This window comes from Caballeronia sp. LjRoot29, assembly GCF_964252755.1.
GTDB lineage: Bacteria > Pseudomonadota > Gammaproteobacteria > Burkholderiales > Burkholderiaceae > Caballeronia.
Genome location: NZ_CAXUPU020000001.1, coordinates 350,910 through 370,782, shown reverse-complemented (window position 1 = coordinate 370,782; position 19,873 = coordinate 350,910). Strand labels below are relative to the sequence as shown.

Here is a 19,873-nt window from a genome sequence, read left to right as displayed (position 1 = left end):
ATGAACCGGCCATCGCGGGAACTCCGCTATTTCTTCACGGCGCTCGGATATTTCACCCGCGTGCCGGTACCGCGTTGGGTCGGTTTCGAAGCGCATTATCTGAACGCGGCGGCTCGCTATTTTCCCTTGATCGGCGCGCTGGTCGGCGGCCTTGGCGCGATCGTTTATCTCGCTGCGATTCAGGTGTTTCCGGCGGGAGTGGCCGTGTTGTTGTCGATGGCGGCAACGCTGCTGGTCACCGGCGCGTTTCACGAAGATGGCCTCGCCGATAGCGCCGATGCCTTCGGCGGCGCCTACACGCGCGAGGACGTGTTGCGCATCATGCACGACTCGCGGATAGGCGCATTCGGCGCGATTGCGTTGATCGTCGCGCTGGCGCTGAAGTGGCAGACATTGGCCACGATGTTGCCGCTGCGCACCGCATGGATGATCGTCGCGGCGCATGCGGCAAGCCGCACGTTTGCGATCAGCTATCTCTGCACCCTCGACTATGTACGCGCCGAAGGCAAGGCAAAACCGGTCGCGCAGAAGATGAGCGCGAGCGCGTTCCTGTTAGCCGCTTTATTCGGATTGCCTTGGCTTTTCTGGCCTGACTGGCGGCTTGGATGCGTGATGATCGTGGCGCTTGGTGTGCTGCGTTTTGCCATGGGACGTTACTTCGTCAAGCGCATCGGCGGTTATACCGGCGATTGCCTCGGCTTTGCGCAGCAGATCTTTGAACTCGCTATCTACCTCATTGGACTCGGATGGATCTCGTCCTGATTCGCCATCCTGCTGTTGGTATCGACACCGGGATTTGTTATGGCCGCACCGATGTCCCGCTTCTAGCTGATGCGGCCGTTTCCGCGCGCGTGCTCAGTGACAAGTTGGCGCTGCTGAAAGTGCCTGCGGTTGAAGGCTTTTGGCACACAAGTCCATTAAGCCGATGCCGCTTGCTTGCCGAAGCGCTCAGTCCCATTCAAGCCGATCCACGTTTGCAGGAACTCGATTTCGGCGCTTGGGAAGGGCAGCGCTGGGACGGCCTCGATCGGGCCATGCTCGATGCCTGGGCAGCGGATCTTGAACACGCGCGCGAGCATGGCGGCGAGAGCGTCTTGCAGTTCGCCGCGCGGGTGATTGCCTGGTTCGATTCCGTTTGTTGTGCCGATTCCACCGCCCCAATTCACGCCGTAACGCATGCCGGCGTCATACGTGTACTAACTGGCCATCTACTCGGCGTCCCGCGCGCGAACGCGATTCAATGGCCGCTGGATTTCGGTGCGATCGTCTGGTTGAAACGCGTGCGCAATGAATGGCTGCTGGTGCGCTGGAACGCCTGACGCGTCACTTCGGGCGTCGTGTTCTGGCGACTTCGAGGTCTTCGCATAACGCAGTCGCGCCGAGCGCGAGACGCGGTGTCGGCCGGTTGATCAGGTCGCCATCGATACCGAACAAATTGTTGCGCGCGACGGCTTTGATCGATGGCCATTTGCGCCACGCATCCAGCGACGGCAACGCATGTTCCGAGCTTGTCGCGCCCGGCGTGGCCGTCACGATCGCTTCGGGATTAGCTGCCAGCACGGCTTCAGTCGAGATGGTCGGCACCAGCGGTTTAAGATCGTTGAACACGTTGTGGCCGCCGCATAAATCGATCACTTCACTAATGATGTGCGTCCCGTTGAGCGTCATCAGCGGGTCGTCCCAGACCTGATAAAACACGCTCACCGGCGGGCGATTTGCGTAACGCGTCCGCAAGCCGGCGATGTTGTCGCGGAACGCGTTCGACGCCTTATTCGCCTCCGCCGATGTCCCCAGCAGAACGCCGAGTTTATCGATGGTGACGGGGATATCGTCGAGCTTGTGCGGCTCGCTGAAAAACAGCGGCACATGCAGTTCGCGCAATCTGTCGATCTGGCGCATTGCGTTGCCGTGACGCCAGACGACGATCAGGTCGGCCTTCATCGCGACGATGCGTTCGAGATCGAGCGATTTGTTATCACCGACACGCGGGATGGTTTTGGCTTGCGGAGGATAGTCGCTATAGCTGACCGCACCGACTACGCGCGCGCCGCCGCCTGCCGCGAACAGGAGTTCGGTGACGTGCGGTGCAAGGCTCACGATGCGCTGTGCGGGGGCGGTGAGGGTGACGGTGGCGCCGGAGTCGTCGGTGACAGTGAGAGCTTCGGCTTTTGCTTGGGCCGATGCAAATATCGCAGCAGCGGTAAAGGTCAGCGTGAGGAAGTGGCGCAAAGTCATTGAGGTGGGTTGGTTTGGATGCGTCATTCAATCGCTCAGCGGATCGTTGCAACGGAATCCATAAACGCCTCTTCAAACCTCGCCCATTCCTCTTGAGATCCCGTCAACCCGATTCGCAAACTCGGCAGCGCGCCACGCTCGAAGAGCCGCGTCCAGATTCCGCGCGTGGCCAAAGCGTGCTGCAACGCCGCCGCTTGATCGGTCTCGAACCAAACAAAAAGCGGCGTCGCGTGACAATCGAAACCTTGATTGCGGACTAACGCTGCCAGCCTTGCGCTATCGCGAGCCAGCGTAGAGCGAGTCTCCGCTTGCCATGAAAGATCAGCGAACGCGGCCTGCACCGCGTGTCGCGCCGGACCGCTTACTGTCCACGCACCGAGGGTTTCTGAAAGCGCATCGCGCAAGGGGGCCGCCGCGAGGACAAACCCCGCGCGAATCCCGGCCAATCCATAAAACTTGCCGACTGAACGCAGCACGACCAGCCCCTCCCGCCCACTCTCCGATGCCAACGACGTGGCCGCATCACCGTAGGCATCGGCGAATGCTTCGTCAACGATCAGCGTGCCGCCGCGCGCCGCCAATTGCTTGTGCCAATGAAGCAGAACATCGCGGGCAATCAGGTCGGTCGCAGGATTGTTAGGATTCGCAACGATCACATAATCGATATCGTCGTTCAGCTTTGATGATGCGGCGTCAAGGCCGACGATTCGATGCCCGGCGCGTTCGAACGCAGGCGCGTATTCGCTATAAGTCAACGGCGCGACCGCCGCAACGCCAGGCTGGAACAAGCCCGGCAACGCACGAATCGCAGCTTGGCTACCCGCAACCGGCAGCGCCGCCGGTGCGCCGTAGTGGCGCGCGGCAAGCTCGGCGAGACCGTCGCCGTCTTCGGGCAAACGGCGCCATGCGTCCATTGGCACAGGCGGAACCGGATACGCACGCGGATTAATCCCCGTCGATAAATCCAGCCAGTCGCCCAGCGCAATGTCGTACCGATGCGCAGCTTCCCGTAGATTCCCGCCATGCCGGATAGGTTCAGCCATGGACCCCCACGCCCGTGAAAGCCAGCACTAGAAGTATCGCGAGCCAGAGCAGCGTCGTGCGTTCAACCAGCCGAAGCGCCGCCACCACATGCACTGGCGCGGCGGTCATGCCGAAACCGAGCACGGGCCGCGTTTCCAGCGTGCCGTGGTAGATCGCCGGACCGCCGAGCAGCACGTTCAGGCTCCCCGCGCCGGCCGCCATCACCGGCCCCGCGTTCGGGCTGTCCCACAGCGGCGCTTGCGTGCGCCAGCAGCGCCACGCCGTGCGGGTGTCGCCCATCAGGGCATAGCTCGCCGCCGTGAGCCGCGCGGGCACGAAGTTGAGGACATCGTCGAAACGGGCGGCGGCCCAACCGAAACGCAAGTAACGCGGCGTCCGATAACCCCACATCGCGTCGAGCGTGTTGGCAAGGCGGAACATCAGCGCGCCCGGTCCGCCTGCGATCACGAACCAGAACAGCGCGCCGAAGATGGCATCGTTGCCGTTCTCCAGCGCCGATTCCACGGCGGCGCGGGACAGCGCGGCTTCATCGGCGTTCGTGGTGTCGCGCGAGACGATCCGCGCCGTCAGCTTTCGCGCGGCGGCCAAGTCGCCAAGCCCGAGCGCGCGGGCGATGGGCGCGATGTGATCGCGCAAGCTCTTCGCGCCGAGCGAGAACCACAGCAGCGCGACATGCACGGCGCACGCGGCGGCGAACGGCAGCGCGCTCACGAGAATCCAGCTCACCAGCACCGGCGGCACGACGGCCAGCAACCACGCGAGAATGCCCGCCGGCCGTGCCCGGAAACCCGTATTCATCTTTGCTTCGATGCGCGTAGCAAGCCGCCCGAACGCAACCAGCGGATGCCGCGTAGCCGGTTCGCCGAAGATCCGGTCGATCACGACGCCGGCAATGGCGAGCATCGCCGTGACGTAGAAGGAGAGCAGCAGCATGTCAGCCTTTGAGCACGAGCGGCAGGCCGGCGACCATCATGGTCACGTGCGTGCTCGCGGCGGCGACGCGCTGGTTGAGCCGGCCGAGTTCATCGACGTAAAGGCGCGTCACCGACCCCATGGGCACCACGCCCAGGCCGATCTCGTTGCTCACCACGATCACCTTGCCGCGCAGTTGCGATAGCGTCGCGTCGAAGTCGCTGAACGTTTGCAGCGGCGGCCCGTCGGGCGTGCTTCCGTCGGCTGGGAACAATAGATTGGCGAGCCACAACGTCAGGCAGTCGATCAGCACCACATGACCTTCGCGATCCAATTCGCGCAACACGCCGCCCAGATCGAGCGGCGCTTCGACCAGCGCCCAATGCGCCGGCCGGCGTTCGCGATGCTGTTCCACGCGCGCGGCAAATTCGGCATCGCCAATCCGCGCCGTTGCCACGTAGGTAACGGGCAAACCGCTGTCGGCGGCGAGCCGTTCGGCGTAAGCGCTCTTGCCCGAGCGCGCGCCGCCGAGAATGAAAGTAAGGTCGGGTGAAGTCATCGCAATATTGTACCGGCCGGCGCTACCATAGCGGCTTCCCGCAGAACCAATGAATCCGATGACGACGGACACCCCCATGCAATTCGCGCCGCGCGGCACGCTGATGATCCAGGGCACGACCTCCGATGCCGGCAAGAGCACGCTGGTCGCGGGCCTGTGCCGGCTCGCGCGGCGCGGCGGCATGCGGGTCGCGCCGTTCAAGCCGCAGAACATGGCGCTGAACAGCGCGGTGACCGTGGACGGCGGGGAGATTGGCCGCGCTCAGGCGCTGCAGGCGATCGCGGCGGGCGTCGATGCGGAAATCGACTTCAATCCCGTGCTGCTCAAGCCGACCAGCGATCGCGGCGCTCAGGTGATCATCCACGGCCACGCGCACGCCAATCTGGATGCCCGGGCGTATCACGAGTACAAAACCATCGCCTTCGATGCCGTTCTCGCCTCGTACGCCCGGCTTCAGCAGCGTTTTGACGCGATCATCGTGGAAGGCGCGGGAAGCCCGGCCGAGGTGAACTTGCGAGACCGCGATATCGCCAACATGGGGTTTGCCGAGCGCGTGGATTGCCCGGTGGTGCTGGTGGCGGATATCGACCGTGGCGGCGTGTTCGCGCATTTGCTGGGGACGCTCGCGTGTTTATCGGAGACGGAAAGGGCGCGGATTCGCGGCTTTGTCATCAATCGTTTTCGTGGCGATATCAGCCTGTTGCAGCCTGGTCTCGACTGGCTTGAAATGCAGACCGGCAAGCCGGTGCTGGGCGTGGTGCCCTATCTGCACGGCCTGACGCTGGATGCAGAAGACATGTTGCCGAGCCAGTTGCGCACGCGGGGCGATGCCGGCGGCGAAGTGTTGAAGGTGATCGTGCCCGCGTTGCCGCGCATCAGCAATCACACGGACTTCGACGCCTTACGCGCGCACCCGCAGGTCGATTTCTCCTACGTTCGTGCGGGGACAGCGCCGCCATCGGCTGATCTGATCGTGCTGCCGGGGTCAAAAAGCGTGCAGCGTGACCTGGCGTGGCTGCGTGAAAACGGCTGGGATCGCGCGATCGAGCGGCATCTTCGATACGGCGGCAAGGTCTTGGGCATCTGCGGCGGCATGCAGATGCTGGGTCGCACGGTGGATGATCCGCAGGGGTTCGAAGGACCAGCAGGCCGAGCGAACGGGCTGGGCTTGCTGGAACTCGACACCACGCTGACGGCGGACAAGCTGCTGGACAACGTTACGGGCCGGTTGACCTTAAGCGCTGGCGCTACTCCAGCGCCCGTGAGAGGCTACGAGATCCATATGGGCCGCACGACGGGCGCCGCGCTCGCCCGGCCTGCCGTCATGCTCGACGGCGAGCGTCCGGACGGCGCGATTTCCGCCGATAACCAGATCGCCGCAACTTATCTGCACGGCATCTTCGACACGCCCGAAGCCTGCGCGGCGCTGCTCGCATGGGCGGGACTGCGCAATGCCGAGGCGCTCGACTACCCGGCGCTGCGAGAGGCATCGCTTGACCGTCTGGCCGATACGCTCGGTCAATCGCTGGATCTTGACGCGATCGGCGCGATGTTCGCCTGAACGACGCGCGCGATCTCGCTTGCCGCGGCGCCAGGTCAATACAAGATCATCTGCGTGCATCGAAATAACGCGATGGTCTTGCCCTCGCCGTTCGTCACGATCGCGTCCCACACATGCGTGCTGCGGCCCAGGTGAACGGCTGTCGCCTTTGCCGTGATGACGCCGTCGCGCGCTGTCCCCACGTGATTGCTCTTCAGTTCGACGGTTGTAAAATTCTTCGCGCCCTCGGGCAAATGGGCGATGCAGGCGTAGCCGCAGCAGGTATCGGCGAGCCCGATCACCGTCGCTGCGTGCAGGAACCCGTTCGGCGCAAGCAATTCTGGGCGAACGGTCAGTTTGCCGGTGAGCGTGCCGCTTTCCAGCGATACCACTTCCACGCCGAGCAGATCCGGCAGGCAACCGCGCTGGCGTTCGCGCAAAGAGTCAAGGGTGATGTCGGGGCGCAGTGCGGCCATGTTGCGGAGTCCTTGAAGTTAAGCGGCGTTGTTGACGCGCATGGATTGAAATTGGCAAATCCGATAGTATCAACGGCTCGAACTTTTCACTTAATGCAGCGCTTACAGCATGCCGGGATTGTCCGGCGTCGGGCGCGGCCGACAACGCGTGGATTGAACCTATGACGGTGATCGTGGTGGCGAATCCGAAGGGCGGCGTGGGCAAGAGCACGCTGTCCACGAATCTGGCTGGTTATTTTGCGGCGAACGGCGAATGGGTCGCGCTCGCGGACCTGGACAAGCAGCAGTCAGCCCACGGCTGGCTGGGCTTGCGCCCGGACACGCTGCCGAAGATAGAAGAGTGGAAGACAAACGTGGACGCGCCGTCGAAGCCGCCCAAAGGGTTGGAGAAGGCGATTATCGACACGCCTGCCGGGATTCACGGCACCCGTCTCGCGCTGGCGCTGGAACTGGCGGACAAGGTGATCGTGCCGTTGCAGCCATCCATGTTCGATATCCTCGCCACGCAGGAATTCCTCGAACGGCTGCAGAAAGAGAAGGCCATACGCAAGGGGACCATCGAAGTCGGCGTGGTGGGTATGCGGGTGGACGCGCGGACGAAATCAGCGGATCAGTTGCATCGGTTCGTGGAAGGGCTTGACCTGCCGGTGCTGGGTTTTATCCGCGATACGCAGAACTATGTGCAGGTCGCGGCGCACGGGCTGACCATCTGGGACGTCGCCAAAAGCCGGGTGGAGAAGGATATCGAGCAATGGCAGCCGATTATTGAGTGGGCGTCGAAGAAGTAGAAGTTGATGGTGGCGACCCCGACGCCTGTAAAAAAACGCCGGTTGACTGTGACAGCCAACCGGCGTTTTTGCGTCTTGTCTTGCGCCGTGCCCGATTCAGGTCCAGTTCTGCGTGGGCACGTGATCGCGGTTTCCCTTGATGCGGTTCTTTTCATCGACGAACACGAGATCCGGCTTCCAGCCTGCCTTTAGTTCCGCCTCATCGACCAGCGCGAACGCGGCAATGATCACCAGGTCGCCCAGTTGCGCCCGTCGTGCGGCCGATCCATTCAGCGAAATCATCCCGCTGCCGCGCTCGCCTTTGATAGCGTAGGTCGTGAGGCGCTCGCCGTTGTTCACGTTCCAGATGTCGATTTGCTCGTTTTCTACCAGGTTCGCGGCCTCCAGCAAATCCTCGTCGATGGCGCACGAGCCTTCGTAGTGCAATTCGCAATGCGTCACCGTGGCGCGGTGAATCTTCGATTTCAAAAGCGTTCGCTGCATCCGTTTCTCTCTCAAACTTCGTTCAAATTTCCAGGTTATCGATCAAGCGCGTCGTGCCCAGCTTGGCGGCGGCGAGCACGACGAGCGGGGTCGCGGTATCGGCCGGGCCGGGCGGGAGCAGATCCACACGCCTTCTCACCGCGATGTAATCAGGCTGCCAGCCACGCTGTGCGAGCGATTCCACGGCTTCTTTTTCTATCGATGCAAAGTCGCGATTGCCCGCCAATACCGCGTCGCGTACGCGATTCAGCGTTTTTGCGAGGATGGGCGCCTCGGCGCGCTCGGCTGCTTGCAGGAAGCGATTGCGCGAGCTGAGCGCCAGGCCGTCGGCGTCGCGCACGGTTTCAGCCGCGATGATTTCCGTAGGCAATGCAAACTGGTGGCACATCTGCCGCACGATCATCAACTGCTGATAATCCTTCTTGCCGAAGACAGCCACGCGCGGCTGCACGCATGACATCAGCTTCATCACGACGGTACACACGCCCTGGAAGAAACCCGGGCGGAATTCGCCCTCCAGGATGTCGCCCAGATTGGTCGGCGGATGAACGCGATACTGCTGCGGCTCTGGATAAAGATCGGCTTCGGTCGGCGCGAACAGCACGTACACGTTCTCGGACTGCAGCTTTTCGATGTCGTCCTGCAGCGTGCGCGGGTATTTATCGAAGTCTTCGTTCGGCCCGAACTGCAGCCGGTTCACGAAAATGCTGGCAACCACCGGATCGCCATGCTGGCGCGCGAGCCGCATGAGCGACAAGTGGCCCTCGTGCAGATTACCCATGGTCGGCACAAAGGCGGTTCGGTTCTGGCCGCGCAACTGGTCGCGCAGTTCATGGATCGAGCTGATGACTTTCATCTAGCGGGTGTCTCCTGGCGGGCAGCTTGAAAACGCTGCTCCAAGGCGAAAGAAAGGGGAAGGGCGCGGCGGCGCTCTTGCGCTGCCAACGGCCACGGAAGGCCGCGCCACGGAACTTTAAGCCGGCGAATACGCGAGTCTCACGTAGATGGGCGCATACGGCTCGGCCTGAGTGATTTCAATCAGCGCTTCACGCGACAGTTCCAGCATCGCGATGAAATTCACCACCACGACGGGAACACCACGCGACGCGTCGAAGAGGTCGCCGAATTCCATGAAGCGGGCATTCTGCAGGCGTCGCAGGATTGTGCTCATGTGCTCGCGCACCGACAATTCCTCGCGCGAGATCTTGTGATGCTCGACCAGCCGGGCGCGCTTGATGACGTCGGCCCAGGCGGCGCGCAGGTCATTTGCATCGACGTCCGGAAAGCGTTGCGCCGAACTCTGCTCGACGTACACCTCTGCCCGCAGGAAGTCGCGGCCCAGTTGCGGCAGGTGATCCAGGCGCTGCGCGGCGAGCTTCATCTGCTCGTATTCCAGCAAGCGCCGCACGAGTTCGGCGCGCGGATCTTCCGCGTCCTCGCCCGTATCCGCCTTTTTCACCGGCAGGAGCATGCGCGACTTGATCTCGATCAGCATGGCCGCCATCAACAGGTATTCCGCCGCGAGCTCCAGGTTGGATTCGCGAATCTGGTCGACGTAGCCCAGGTACTGGCGGGTCACGTCGGCCATCGGGATGTCGAGGACGTTGAAATTTTGCTTGCGGATCAGGTACAGCAGCAAGTCGAGCGGACCTTCGAACGCTTCGAGGAAAATCTCGAGCGCGTCCGGCGGGATATACAGGTCGGTCGGCAGCTTCCAGAGCGGTTCGCCGTACAAATGCGCAAACGCCACGCCGTCAATGGTGTTCGGCGTGGAGTCGGTCGCGGGCGCGGCTAGCGCCGCGGCGCGATCATCCTTGCCCGGATGCCCGGGGTGTCCCGAACGCTCCGGAGCTTGCGGCGCCTCGCGGGCGGCACTCACGTTCAGAAGTTCTGGTAATAAACGTAGGGCGTTTGTTCGACTCGCGATGTCTTGATTTCCGAGCGCTCGTCGAGGTCGATAGGCTGCTTGTCCCACAGCAGCGCACGGCCCTTGCGCTGCTCTGCTTCGAGCGACGGTTTCTGCTCTTTCATCTGATTGATGAACTGGGTGATGTCCGACAGGTACATGATTCGACTTCCGTTGGCTCAGAGCGATTCGAAAACGGGCGCGGCGGAGTCTCCAGGCAAATGCTGCCATGAGTTCCCGCCGTGATTCATCACGATTTTACCGCAAGCGTCAGGCAGCGGAGCGGATAACCGGAGACATCGGCCTATCGGGCTATTGGCGCGACCATGCCGGCAACGATATCCAATGGCACAACGATGTCAATTTTTGAAGCAGGGCGGAACAAGCTCTGCACGGAGCCGTCCAAGGCGCACCTCTGCCATTTTCAGAAGCGGTGGGATTAAACGGGGCGGCGATTGGGCCGAATGCTGTCCGATCGTCCAACCTGTCGCCTTTTGGGACAGCCGGCCGCGCCGATGTGGTGAAATAGCGCCTGCTGGAATGGCGCTCGGCGTGTGCGCAACACCGCGCCGGCATCGAGCTGGCATCGATTCGTCAGCGAACGCCGGCTGTCCCGTCTCACCACGCAGTCCCATTAATTCAACCCCGGAGGTCACGTTTGGCGGGGCGCCTGTTTGATCCGCTGCGCTTCAAGCGCGGGCAAGCCGATGACCGGCGGCTGAAGCCGCCGGTCATCGCGTCGTCGAAGGCGCCTTCCCGTGCGTGGTGGTGTTCACTCGTGCGCCGTGTCGTCTGGTCGCTCCATGCGCTGGCATTATTTGCCGTCGCCCAGCCCGCGCACGCGAAATACGATGTCGATATCGACGCGCCGCGCAGCGTCCGGTCGTTGTTGAAAGACCATCTGGATTTGTCGCGTTTCAAGAAGCGTGACGACATCAGCGACGAACAATTCGACTTCCTGGTCACGGCGACGCCGCAGGAAGTCCGCGATCTGGTCGCGACCGATGGTTATTTCTCGCCAATCGTGCGAACCGACGTGAAACATGACGGCGATAAAAAATCCATCACGATCAGCGTCGATCCCGGTCCGCAGACCAAGATCGCTTCCGTTTCGCTGACGTTCAAGGGTGCAATCACGACTGAAGACCCCGCGCAGGAAAATGCCGCGCGGCTCGCGTTTTCGGTGAAAGAAGGCGATCCGTTCTCCCAAAACGCGTGGGACGACGCGAAGAATGCCGCGCTCAAAGCGCTGCAGGCACGCCGGTATCTCGGCGCGAAAATCTCGCAATCGAAGGCGCGGGTGAATCCGCGGACGCACATAGCGGATTTGTCGGTGACATTCGATAGCGGCCCGACCTTCACCTTCGGCCAACTCGACATCAGCGGCGTCCGGCGTTATCCGGAAAAGATCATTCACAATGTGAACCGGATTCATCCCGGCGATACCTACGACGTCGCGCGCGTGAACGAGTTGCAGCGGCAGTTACAGAACACGCCGTATTACGCGTCAGTGGCTATCGACGCGGATAACGACGTCAACAAGCCGAACGAAACGCCGATGCACCTGAAGGTCAGCGAGTATCCGTACAACAGCGTGCGCTACGGCGTGGGTTACGCGACAGATACCGGTCCGCACATCCAGGGCGCTTACAGTTACCTCGATACCTTCGGCAAGGCGTATCCGTTCACCATCTCCGGCCGCCTGGACCAGACCCAGCAATACGGCCAGGTCCAGCTCGCGATGCCACCGGACGGCCGCACGTGGGTGAACAGCGTGCTGGCTTCGTACACGAACACGAATGTATCCGACACGCGCATTTACAGCGCGCGCGTGGGCGTGCAGCGCACCCGCTCGCTGCAGAACATCGACACCACGTTTGCGCTGCTGTTCTATGACGACCGGCTGACGCAGAATGGCGCGCCGCCCTCGACCGCGCGTGCGCTCGTGCCAACGTGGCAATGGGTGCGACGCAACGTGGACGATCCGCTGTTTCCGCGCTCGGGCAACCTGATCCGGGCGGAAGCGGACTTCGCGGTGAAGGGCATTCTCACCGATCAAACCTTTGGCCGCATTTACACCAACCTGCTGCAATACCTGCCGCTCGGCAAGAGCGACCTGTTCGTGTTCCGCGCGGAGTTCGGCGGGGTGTTCACGTCGGGCAGCTCGAATGGCGTGCCCGCGTCGCTGCTGTTCCGGGCCGGCGGCGCGAATTCGGTGCGCGGTTATGGGTATCAGAGCATTGGTAATGACGTCGATGGCTCCGTCTTGCCGACCAAGTACCTGATGACCGGCAGCTCGGAGTACCAGCATTGGTTTTCACACGATTGGGGCGGTGCGGTGTTCTTCGATATAGGCACCGCCGCCGACACCTGGAAGGAGCGCGTGTTCGAGCCGGGCGCGGGCGTGGGCGTGCGCTGGCGCAGTCCGGTCGGGCCGGTGAACGTGGATATCGCGTATGGCTTCAAGAACCGGGACATCCGCCCGTATCTGACGCTCGGAATCGCCTTTTGATGAATTTGCCTGGATTTTTTCGATTGTTCCTTCAAGCATGAGCGACCAGAACGGCCAATCTTCCGCAGACCGACCGGACCCCTCCGAGGACCGGGGGAACGGCGCGTCTGAAAACGGAACGACGGCTCCGAAGCCGCGTCGCGGCGGCTGGCGGCGCCTGGCGAAATGGCTCGGCGGCATTGTGCTGGTGCTTGTGCTGTGCTTCGCGCTCGGTGTCGCGATGATCCTGTACGCCGTGAACAGTGAGCGCGGGACGCGCTACGTGTGGCAGGCGGCGACGTCGCTGCTCGGCGGCCGGCTGAGCGGCACGCTCGACGGCGGCGCAATAGCGACGGGCCTGCGCTTGCGCAATGTGCACTGGAAGAGTCTGGACGGCAATGGGACGGACATTGCCGTGGACGAGGTTTCCGGCAAGTGGGAACTAACGCGCGCGCCGTTGCGTTTTTCTATCGGTTACTTGCATGTCGGGACGGTCGATGCACGCATTGCGCCCTCGCCGAAAGACACCAGCAAGACCGAGTTGCCGAAGGATTTACGCTTGCCGCTCCAGCTTGCCATCAGCGATGTCACGCTCGACAAGCTGCGCCTCCACGAAGGCGCGACGACCACCGAATTCTCGCGGCTCGCGCTCGACGGACATAGCGACGGCCGTCATCACGAGGCACGCATCCAGCGTCTCGATACGCCGTTCGGCGCCATCACGGCCGCTTTGAAACTCGACGGCGGCGCGCGCCCGTTTCCGCTGACGGGCGATGCCGGTTATTCGGGCGAGGTGAGCGGCGAAGCCGTGCAGGTCGCCGCGCATTTGACGGGGTCGCTGGAAAATCTCACCGCCGATATCAACGCCAGCGGCTTGAAACTCAAGGGCCAGGCGCACGTTGAGGCGGCGCCGTTCGGCGACGTGCCGCTCAAGCGCGCGCTGGTGACCATCGATCACGTCAATCCGCAGGCATTCAGCCCGAGCGCGCCGTTCGCGGACCTCGCGTTGCGGACGGAACTGAAGCCCGATCCTGCTACGCCGAACGCGCTGGTGGTGACCGGACCGATATCGATCGTGAACGCGAAGCCCGGTTCAGTCGATAAGCAACTGCTCCCGTTAATCGATGCCCACGCGAACGTGAAGCTCGATGCATCGGCGCAAATTATTTCCGACCTGAACGTGCGGCTGCTGAAGGACGCGACCGTCACCGGCGGTGGAACGCTCAAGGGCGGAACAGGCCAGTTCGATTTGAAGGTCGCGAAACTTGATCTGAACGCAATCGAGCCGACCATCCGTCCGACGCAGTTTGCCGGTCCAATCGGCATTAATCTCGATAACGACAAGCAGACCATCACGCTGGATCTCAACGATCCGAAAGCGGCGTTGCGCGCGCAAGGCAAGGTCACGCTCGACGCGAAACAAACCGCGTTCGATGGCGTAAAACTGAGCGTAGGAAAAGGCCGTATAGAGTTGAGCGGCGCGCTGCAAAAAGACATTCATTCAAGCTACGACCTGAAGGCGAAGCTCATCGATTTCAATCCGCTGCTGCTGACGGACGAACTGGTCGCGAAGCCTCCGGCGAAGGGATCTTCTGCAGCAAAGCCGAAGCCGGCGGCGGCGAAATCCCGGCCTATCGAAGCCCGTGTGAACGGCACGCTGTCGGCCGCGGGCGTACTCGCGCCCACTCTGACTACCAAGGCCCAGTTCAAGCTAGGCGAGAGCGTCTACGACAACCTGCCGCTCACCGGCGCGGGCACGATCCAGGTCGTGGGAACGCGCATTCTGCCGAGCACGGCAACGCTTTCGGTTGCGGGTAACAACGTCGATCTAAACGGCAGTTTCGGTGCGCCGAGCGATCGCTTGCGTTTTCGTATCGACGCACCGCAACTCGAGCGCCTGGGCTTCGGACTAGCAGGACTCGTCAAGGCCGATGGCGATATCACCGGTTCTTTCGCGCATCCAAATCTGGCGGCCAACTATCAGGCTGACAGCGTGGTGTTCGGCGCGAATCGCGTGGGCCATGCGGAAGGCCGGGCCGAAGCGCGCGACGGCGCGAACGGCGCGCTGGTGTTTACGCTTCAGGCGCGCGATGTCGCGGCCGACGGCGTCGATCTTCAAAGCCTGGATGCAAACCTCAACGGCACGCGCGCCAACCATACGCTCAACGCGACCGCTGTCGGCAAGGTGCGCGGCAACCCGGTCAACCTGACGCTGTCTGCAAACGGCCGCCTGACCGATGCGCGCGACGGCGCGCATTGGGACGGCACGGTGACGCGTTTATCGAACAAGGGCACGCCGAACGTTAACCTCGACGCGCCGCTTACCGTGAGCTACGCGCCTAATCACGTGGCGCTGGGCGCGACGCGGTTATCGGCGGAAGGCGCGGTGCTCAACTTGAAATCGTTCGCGCTCGATGGCGGGCGTATCAGTTCGGCTGGCCAGTTGACGAATCTCTCGGTGGCGCGGTTGCTGGAAATTCGTCAGGAACTGGAGGGCGGACCGCCGCCCGCGAGGACCGATCTGGTCTTCGACGGCGACTGGAATTTCGCGCTCGGCGCCACCGCAACCGGCTACGCGCAACTGAAGCGGCGGTCGGGCGACGTTTCCATCGACGCAGCCCGCGGCGTCGCGGCGCTCGGCATCACGGACATAACCGCCCGCGCGGACTTCACGGGCGGCAATCGGCTCAACGCGACGGTGCACGCGCAGGCGACACGGATCGGCGTGATCGATGCGAACGTCCACACGAACCTGGTTGCGCGCGACGGCGTGCTCACGGTCGCGGACGAAGCGCCTCTGAGCGGATCGATTGACGCAAACGTCCCAACGCTGCGCACGACCGGCGGGCTGTTCGGCCCGGCCTATCTGCTCGATGGTCAGGTCGGGCTCAAGCTGACCATCGCGGGGATTGTCGCGAAACCGACGGTCTCTGGCATGCTGACCGGCGACAAGCTGTCGGTCACGGTCATCGATCAAGGCGTGCAGTTGAAGGACGGCGTGATCCGGATTGCGTTGTCGGAGAATCTTGTCGATTTCCAGCAGGTCGAGTTTCACGGCGCCAGCGGCACGTTGCGCGCGACCGGCAAGGTGCGGCTGGATCAGCAGCAGCCAGACCTCACCGCCAGCATCATCGCGGACAAACTCGAGCTATTTGCATCGCCTGACCGGCAATTGCAGTTGTCGGGCAGTGCAACGGTGGCGAACGCGGGCCTGAAGGGCGGCATGGCAATCGATGGCAAGTTCACCGTCGATAAAGCGCTCTTCGATCTGCCGGAAAAATCGGCGCCGTCGCTGGGCGATGATGTCGTGGTCGAGCGTCCCGACGGGACGGTGAAGGGTGAGGACCAGCACGTTGTGGAGACCGGCCAGAAGCCCGTGGGCGCGTTTGCGCCGCGCGCGAATATCGATATCAATCTTGGCCAGAAATTCCGCTTCCGTGGCGCGGGCGCCGACCTTGGTTTGGCTGGCACCATCACCGCCATGAGCGCGCCGAACATGCCGCTGCGGGCAGTCGGCAACGTGCGCGTGACGCCGGGTTCCACCTATACGGCGTTCGGGCGGAAGCTGGGCATCGAAAACGGCTTCTTCACGTTCAACGGACCGGTCACGAACCCCGGCATCAACATTCTCGCGATGCGTCGCAATCAGGAAATCGAGGCCGGCGTGCAGGTGACAGGCACCGTGCAGTCGCCGGTTGCCAAGCTGATCTCAGAGCCGAACGTGCCGGATAACGAGAAGTTATCGTGGCTGCTGTTCGGGCATGGCACGGATCAGGGCAACAACATCGGCCAGCAGAGTGCGATGACGAATGCGCTTGCGTTGCTTGGAAGTTCGCAGGGTAAGCGGATTGCGCAGACGTTCGGGCTGGACGAGTTTTCTATCGGAACGAGTGAGGTGGGACTGACCGATCCGCAAGTCGTGATGTTGTCGAAGGCAATTAATGAACGGCTCGTGCTCGGTTACGAGCAGGGTCTGCAATCGGCAAGCAATGCGATCAAGGCGACGCTGAGCCTGTCGCGGTTCTGGTCAATATCGGCATACGGCGGCACGTTCCAGGGCATGGATCTGCTCTACACGCGGCGCTTCGATTCGTGGTCGCGAAGGAACGGTCCGACAGAGGGTAAGTAGGTTGCGGACCGCATGAACGTGAAAAAGGCCGTATTCAACGCGAGTTGAATACGGCCTTTGGTTTTACGTTTTGTTCCATCCAAATACTTTTACTTCACGCGCATGCCTGGCTTCGCGCCGCTGTGCGGCTCAAGAATATACAAGCCCGGTTCGGCTTTTTCGTCCTCAGCGGAAGCGGCGAGCACCATGCCTTCCGACAGCCCGAACTTCATCTTGCGTGGGGCGAGGTTCGCAACCATGACCGTGAACTTCCCGATCAGGTCCTGCGGCTCGTACGCCGACTTGATGCCGGAGAACACGTTGCGGGTATTTTCCTCGCCGATATCCAGCGTCAGTTGCAGCAGCTTGTCCGATCCTTCGACCGCCGTGCAATTCACGATCTTCGCGATGCGCAGATCGACCTTGGCGAAGTCGTCGATGGAAATCACGCCTTCCGCTTCGGGTTCCTTCACCTTCGCTGCCTTCTTCGACGAAGAAGCAGGAGCGGGCGCCGCAGCAACCGCTTGCCCCGGCGCGACCGATTCCTTGTTTGCCGCAATCAACGCTTCAATCTGCTTCGGATCGACGCGCGTCATCAAGTGCTTGTATGCGTTGATCGGCTGCGAAGAACTGAGCGGCGTCGAGACATCTGCCCAGGCCAGCGGCGCGATGCCCAAGAAACCTTCAACCGATTCCGCCAGTATCGGCAACACCGGCTTCAACGCCAGCGACAACAAGCGGAATGCTTCCAGGCTCACGCTGCACGTTTCATGCAGCGCGGCGGCGTTGGCTTCGTCCTTGGCTTGATCCCATGGCTTGGCGGTATCGACGAACGCGTTGACGGTATCGGCGAGATCCATGGTCGTGCGCAACGCCCGCCCGTATTCACGCGCCTCGTAAAGCGCGGAGATTTGCGGCACAGCGGCGCGCAATTGCAGCAGCAGCGGATGATCCATCGCGCTGTCCAGCACACGGCCTTCGAAACGCTTGATCAGGAACCCTGCCGCCCGGCTCGCGATATTCACGTATTTGCCGACCAGATCGCTGTTCACGCGCGCCTGAAAATCCTCGAAATTCAGGTCGATGTCTTCCATCGTGTGGTTCAGCTTCGCGGCGAAGTAGTAGCGCAGCCACTCGGGGTTGATGCCCGTATCGATCACGCTTTTCGCCGTGATGAACGTGCCGCGCGACTTGGACATCTTCGCGCCATCGACGGTGAGAAAGCCGTGAGCGAACACGTTCGTCGGCGTGCGATGACCGGAAAACTCGAGCATCGCGGGCCAGAACAGCGTGTGGAAATACAGGATGTCCTTGCCGATAAAGTGATACTGCTCCGTCTTCGATCCCGGCCGGATCCATTCCTCGAAATCGAGGCCGCGCGCATCCGCCAGATTCTTGAAACTGGCGTAATAACCCACGGGCGCGTCTACCCACACGTAGAAATACTTGCCCGGCGCACCGGGGATTTCGAAGCCGAAATACGGCGAGTCGCGCGAAATATCCCAGTCGGCGAGTTTGGCGTCGCCTTTATCGCCGAGCCATTCGCGCATCTTGTTCGTGGCTTCGGGCTGCGCGAGTCCGCTGACCCAGCCGCGCAGGAAATCTTCGCAACGCGGGTCGGAGAGACGGAAGAAATAGTGCGTCGAGGTCTTCCGCACGGGCGTGGCGCCCGACACCACCGAATACGGGTTGATGAGATCGAGCGGCTGATATGTCGAGCCGCAGACTTCGCAGTTATCGCCGTATTGATCCTTTGCGCCGCACTTCGGGCATTCGCCCTTGATGAAGCGGTCGGGCAGGAACATTTCCTTGACCGGATCGTAGGCTTGCTCAATATCGCGCGCTTCGATTAGCCCGGCCGTCTGCAGTGAACCGTAGATGGATTCGCACAGCACGCGGTTTTCTTCGGCGTCGGTGGAGTAGTAGTTATCGAAGGAAATGCCGAAGCTGTCGAAATCGCGTTTGTGCTCTTTCCCCACGCGCTCGATCAACTGCTTCGGCGTGATGCCTTCCTGCTCGGCGCGCAGCATGATGGGGGTGCCGTGGGTATCGTCGGCGCCGACGTAGTAGACCTCGTGACCGTGCATTCGCAGCGAGCGCACCCAGATATCGGTCTGGATATATTCGACCATATGGCCAATGTGAATCTGGCCGTTCGCGTAAGGGAGCGCGGACGTGACAAGAATCCGGCGATGGCCTGGGGTGGCTGACGCCGCTGCGGAGACGGATGGTGACGAGGTGGGTGCTGACATGAGGCGCTGGCCCTGCGGTTGAAGAATTCAGTGATTGCGTGAAAAAGCGAATCACGATTCTAACAGCCACGCGTCTTTCGTTCGCACTCGGCCAAGGGCGGCAAGGGCTGCCGGGGTAGGCGAGCGCTCTCTCGCACCAAATTCCAGACGAAAAAAAACCGGGGCGATTAACGGATTAACGGCCCCGGAGCAACAACGACAAGAGGAGAATGGCACGTGGCGGCAAAGCCAGCCACCTACCGTTAATACAGACACGGACTGTTGGAGCAAAGTTTCAAATATTTTCGTATCGGCGGCGAGTTTTCTGCGGGTTCCCCGCCTGCTCTCTATTCAGCCTTGAAACGAATTGAATCTCCGACCCCAACTACCGCGCCAATCCCCCTGTAAATCAACCGTCTTACTGAACCTGCCCCGGCTGTGCAGTCGCGCGGAGATAGATTTCCACGCGACGATTCTGCGCACGGCCAGCTTCAGTGCTGTTGTCGGCGATAGGCTGGGTCTGGCCCATGCCTTGTGCCGACAAACGCTGACCAGCCACGCCGTGGCTAGCCAGATACGAAGCCACGCTTTGTGCACGATTCTGCGACAGCGTCTGGTTGTACGCCGGCTGACCCGTGCTGTCCGTATGTCCAACCACTTGCGCGATCAGCTCGGGATGCTGCGTGAGCGTCTGCGTGACCTGGTCGAGCACTGGCGCGAAGCCGGGCTTGATGGCGTAGCTGTTGGTATCGAACGAAATCGAGTTCGGGATGTTGACCTTCAGCGATCCATCCGGCTGTTCCGTTACCTGCGTGCCCGTGCCCTGAGTTGCGCCGGTCAGCTTGCCCTTGATGGCCTGCCAGTTGTAGCCGGTGATGCCGCCCGCCGCTGCGCCTACGCCCGCGCCGATGGCCGCACCCTTGCCGCCGCCAAAGATGGCGCCAAGCGCTGCGCCGGACGCCGCACCAATGCCCGTGCCAACGGCGGCGTTATTGCCTTGTTGGGTTGCGCAGCCGGCGACGAGCGCGCCCGCGACGGCGATTACGGTCAAGCGGGTCATCATTTTCGAGTTCATGTGTTCATTCTCCAGGATACCAATC

General features: G+C 62.1%; 17 protein-coding genes. 6 read left to right on the top strand and 11 right to left on the bottom strand.

All coding sequences use genetic code 11. The features are described from left to right. Positions 1–762, top strand: coding sequence for an adenosylcobinamide-GDP ribazoletransferase (locus tag ACSQ83_RS01595; protein ID WP_436227018.1), 762 nt, complete (start codon positions 1–3; stop codon positions 760–762). Next, entirely contained in the window at positions 747–1,319 is a 573-nt protein-coding gene (cobC, locus tag ACSQ83_RS01590; protein ID WP_436227017.1) for an alpha-ribazole phosphatase family protein, read from the top strand. Before ACSQ83_RS01595 ends, cobC begins: the two co-directional genes overlap by 16 nt. Before the next feature lie 4 nt (positions 1,320–1,323). On the opposite strand, the gene ACSQ83_RS01585 is transcribed toward cobC, so the two are convergent. Genes ACSQ83_RS01585 through cobU form a run of 4 tightly spaced genes read right to left on the bottom strand, consistent with a single transcriptional unit; the run spans position 1,324 to position 4,750 of the window. Then, entirely contained in the window at positions 1,324–2,262 is a 939-nt protein-coding gene (locus ACSQ83_RS01585; RefSeq protein ID WP_436227016.1) for a cobalamin-binding protein, read from the bottom strand. A gap of 8 nt (positions 2,263–2,270) precedes the next feature. Next, positions 2,271–3,278: a threonine-phosphate decarboxylase CobD gene (gene cobD, locus ACSQ83_RS01580; RefSeq protein WP_436227015.1), complete on the bottom strand. Its 1,008-nt coding sequence runs from the start codon at positions 3,276–3,278 to the stop codon at positions 2,271–2,273. Then, a complete protein-coding gene (gene cbiB, locus ACSQ83_RS01575; protein WP_436227014.1) occupies positions 3,271–4,212 on the bottom strand; it encodes an adenosylcobinamide-phosphate synthase CbiB in 942 nt (313 codons plus the stop codon). Before cbiB ends, cobD begins: the two co-directional genes overlap by 8 nt. A gap of 1 nt (position 4,213) precedes the next feature. Further along, positions 4,214–4,750 (bottom strand): bifunctional adenosylcobinamide kinase/adenosylcobinamide-phosphate guanylyltransferase, encoded by a 537-nt coding sequence (gene cobU, locus ACSQ83_RS01570; RefSeq protein ID WP_436227013.1) that lies wholly within the window; start codon positions 4,748–4,750, stop codon positions 4,214–4,216. A gap of 76 nt (positions 4,751–4,826) precedes the next feature. Here cobU and ACSQ83_RS01565 point away from each other — a divergent pair, with 76 nt between their 5' ends. Next, on the top strand, positions 4,827–6,311 hold the full coding sequence (locus ACSQ83_RS01565) for a cobyric acid synthase (RefSeq protein WP_436227085.1): 1,485 nt from the start codon (positions 4,827–4,829) through the stop codon (positions 6,309–6,311). Between the two features lie 35 nt (positions 6,312–6,346). Here the strand turns inward: ACSQ83_RS01565 and ACSQ83_RS01560 are convergent, their stop codons facing one another. Continuing rightward, positions 6,347–6,766: a PaaI family thioesterase gene (locus ACSQ83_RS01560; protein WP_414951047.1), complete on the bottom strand. Its 420-nt coding sequence runs from the start codon at positions 6,764–6,766 to the stop codon at positions 6,347–6,349. Between the two features lie 161 nt (positions 6,767–6,927). Here ACSQ83_RS01560 and ACSQ83_RS01555 point away from each other — a divergent pair, with 161 nt between their 5' ends. Beyond that, on the top strand, positions 6,928–7,554 hold the full coding sequence (locus tag ACSQ83_RS01555; protein WP_436227012.1) for a ParA family protein: 627 nt from the start codon (positions 6,928–6,930) through the stop codon (positions 7,552–7,554). Between the two features lie 96 nt (positions 7,555–7,650). On the opposite strand, the gene panD is transcribed toward ACSQ83_RS01555, so the two are convergent. The 4 genes from panD to ACSQ83_RS01535 all read right to left on the bottom strand — a co-directional run bounded on the left by panD (position 7,651) and on the right by ACSQ83_RS01535 (position 10,107). Beyond that, on the bottom strand, positions 7,651–8,037 hold the full coding sequence (gene panD, locus ACSQ83_RS01550) for an aspartate 1-decarboxylase (protein ID WP_047896052.1): 387 nt from the start codon (positions 8,035–8,037) through the stop codon (positions 7,651–7,653). Between the two features lie 22 nt (positions 8,038–8,059). After that, positions 8,060–8,893 carry a pantoate--beta-alanine ligase gene (gene panC / locus ACSQ83_RS01545; RefSeq protein WP_414951049.1) on the bottom strand — a complete coding sequence of 278 codons (834 nt, stop codon included), beginning with the start codon at positions 8,891–8,893 and terminating at the stop codon, positions 8,060–8,062. 117 nt (positions 8,894–9,010) lie between these two features. Then, positions 9,011–9,916 carry a segregation and condensation protein A gene (locus ACSQ83_RS01540; RefSeq protein WP_436227011.1) on the bottom strand — a complete coding sequence of 302 codons (906 nt, stop codon included), beginning with the start codon at positions 9,914–9,916 and terminating at the stop codon, positions 9,011–9,013. Between the two features lie 2 nt (positions 9,917–9,918). Next, the gene (locus ACSQ83_RS01535; protein WP_414951109.1) at positions 9,919–10,107 is read right to left on the bottom strand and encodes a DUF3460 family protein; all 189 of its coding nucleotides are present in this window, start codon (positions 10,105–10,107) and stop codon (positions 9,919–9,921) included. Between the two features lie 614 nt (positions 10,108–10,721). On the opposite strand from ACSQ83_RS01535, the gene ACSQ83_RS01530 reads away from it, so the two are divergent. Further along, complete coding sequence (locus ACSQ83_RS01530; protein ID WP_414951110.1) at positions 10,722–12,455, top strand: autotransporter assembly complex protein TamA; 1,734 nt, start codon at positions 10,722–10,724, stop codon at positions 12,453–12,455. Positions 12,456–12,492: 37 nt separating this feature from the next. Beyond that, positions 12,493–16,563: a translocation/assembly module TamB domain-containing protein gene (locus tag ACSQ83_RS01525; protein ID WP_436227010.1), complete on the top strand. Its 4,071-nt coding sequence runs from the start codon at positions 12,493–12,495 to the stop codon at positions 16,561–16,563. 89 nt (positions 16,564–16,652) lie between these two features. Here the strand turns inward: ACSQ83_RS01525 and metG are convergent, their stop codons facing one another. Beyond that, positions 16,653–18,794 carry a methionine--tRNA ligase gene (metG, locus tag ACSQ83_RS01520; RefSeq protein ID WP_436227009.1) on the bottom strand — a complete coding sequence of 714 codons (2,142 nt, stop codon included), beginning with the start codon at positions 18,792–18,794 and terminating at the stop codon, positions 16,653–16,655. A gap of 397 nt (positions 18,795–19,191) precedes the next feature. Further along, entirely contained in the window at positions 19,192–19,848 is a 657-nt protein-coding gene (locus ACSQ83_RS01515; RefSeq protein ID WP_414951054.1) for an OmpA family protein, read from the bottom strand. Positions 19,849–19,873: the final 25 nt, after the last annotated feature.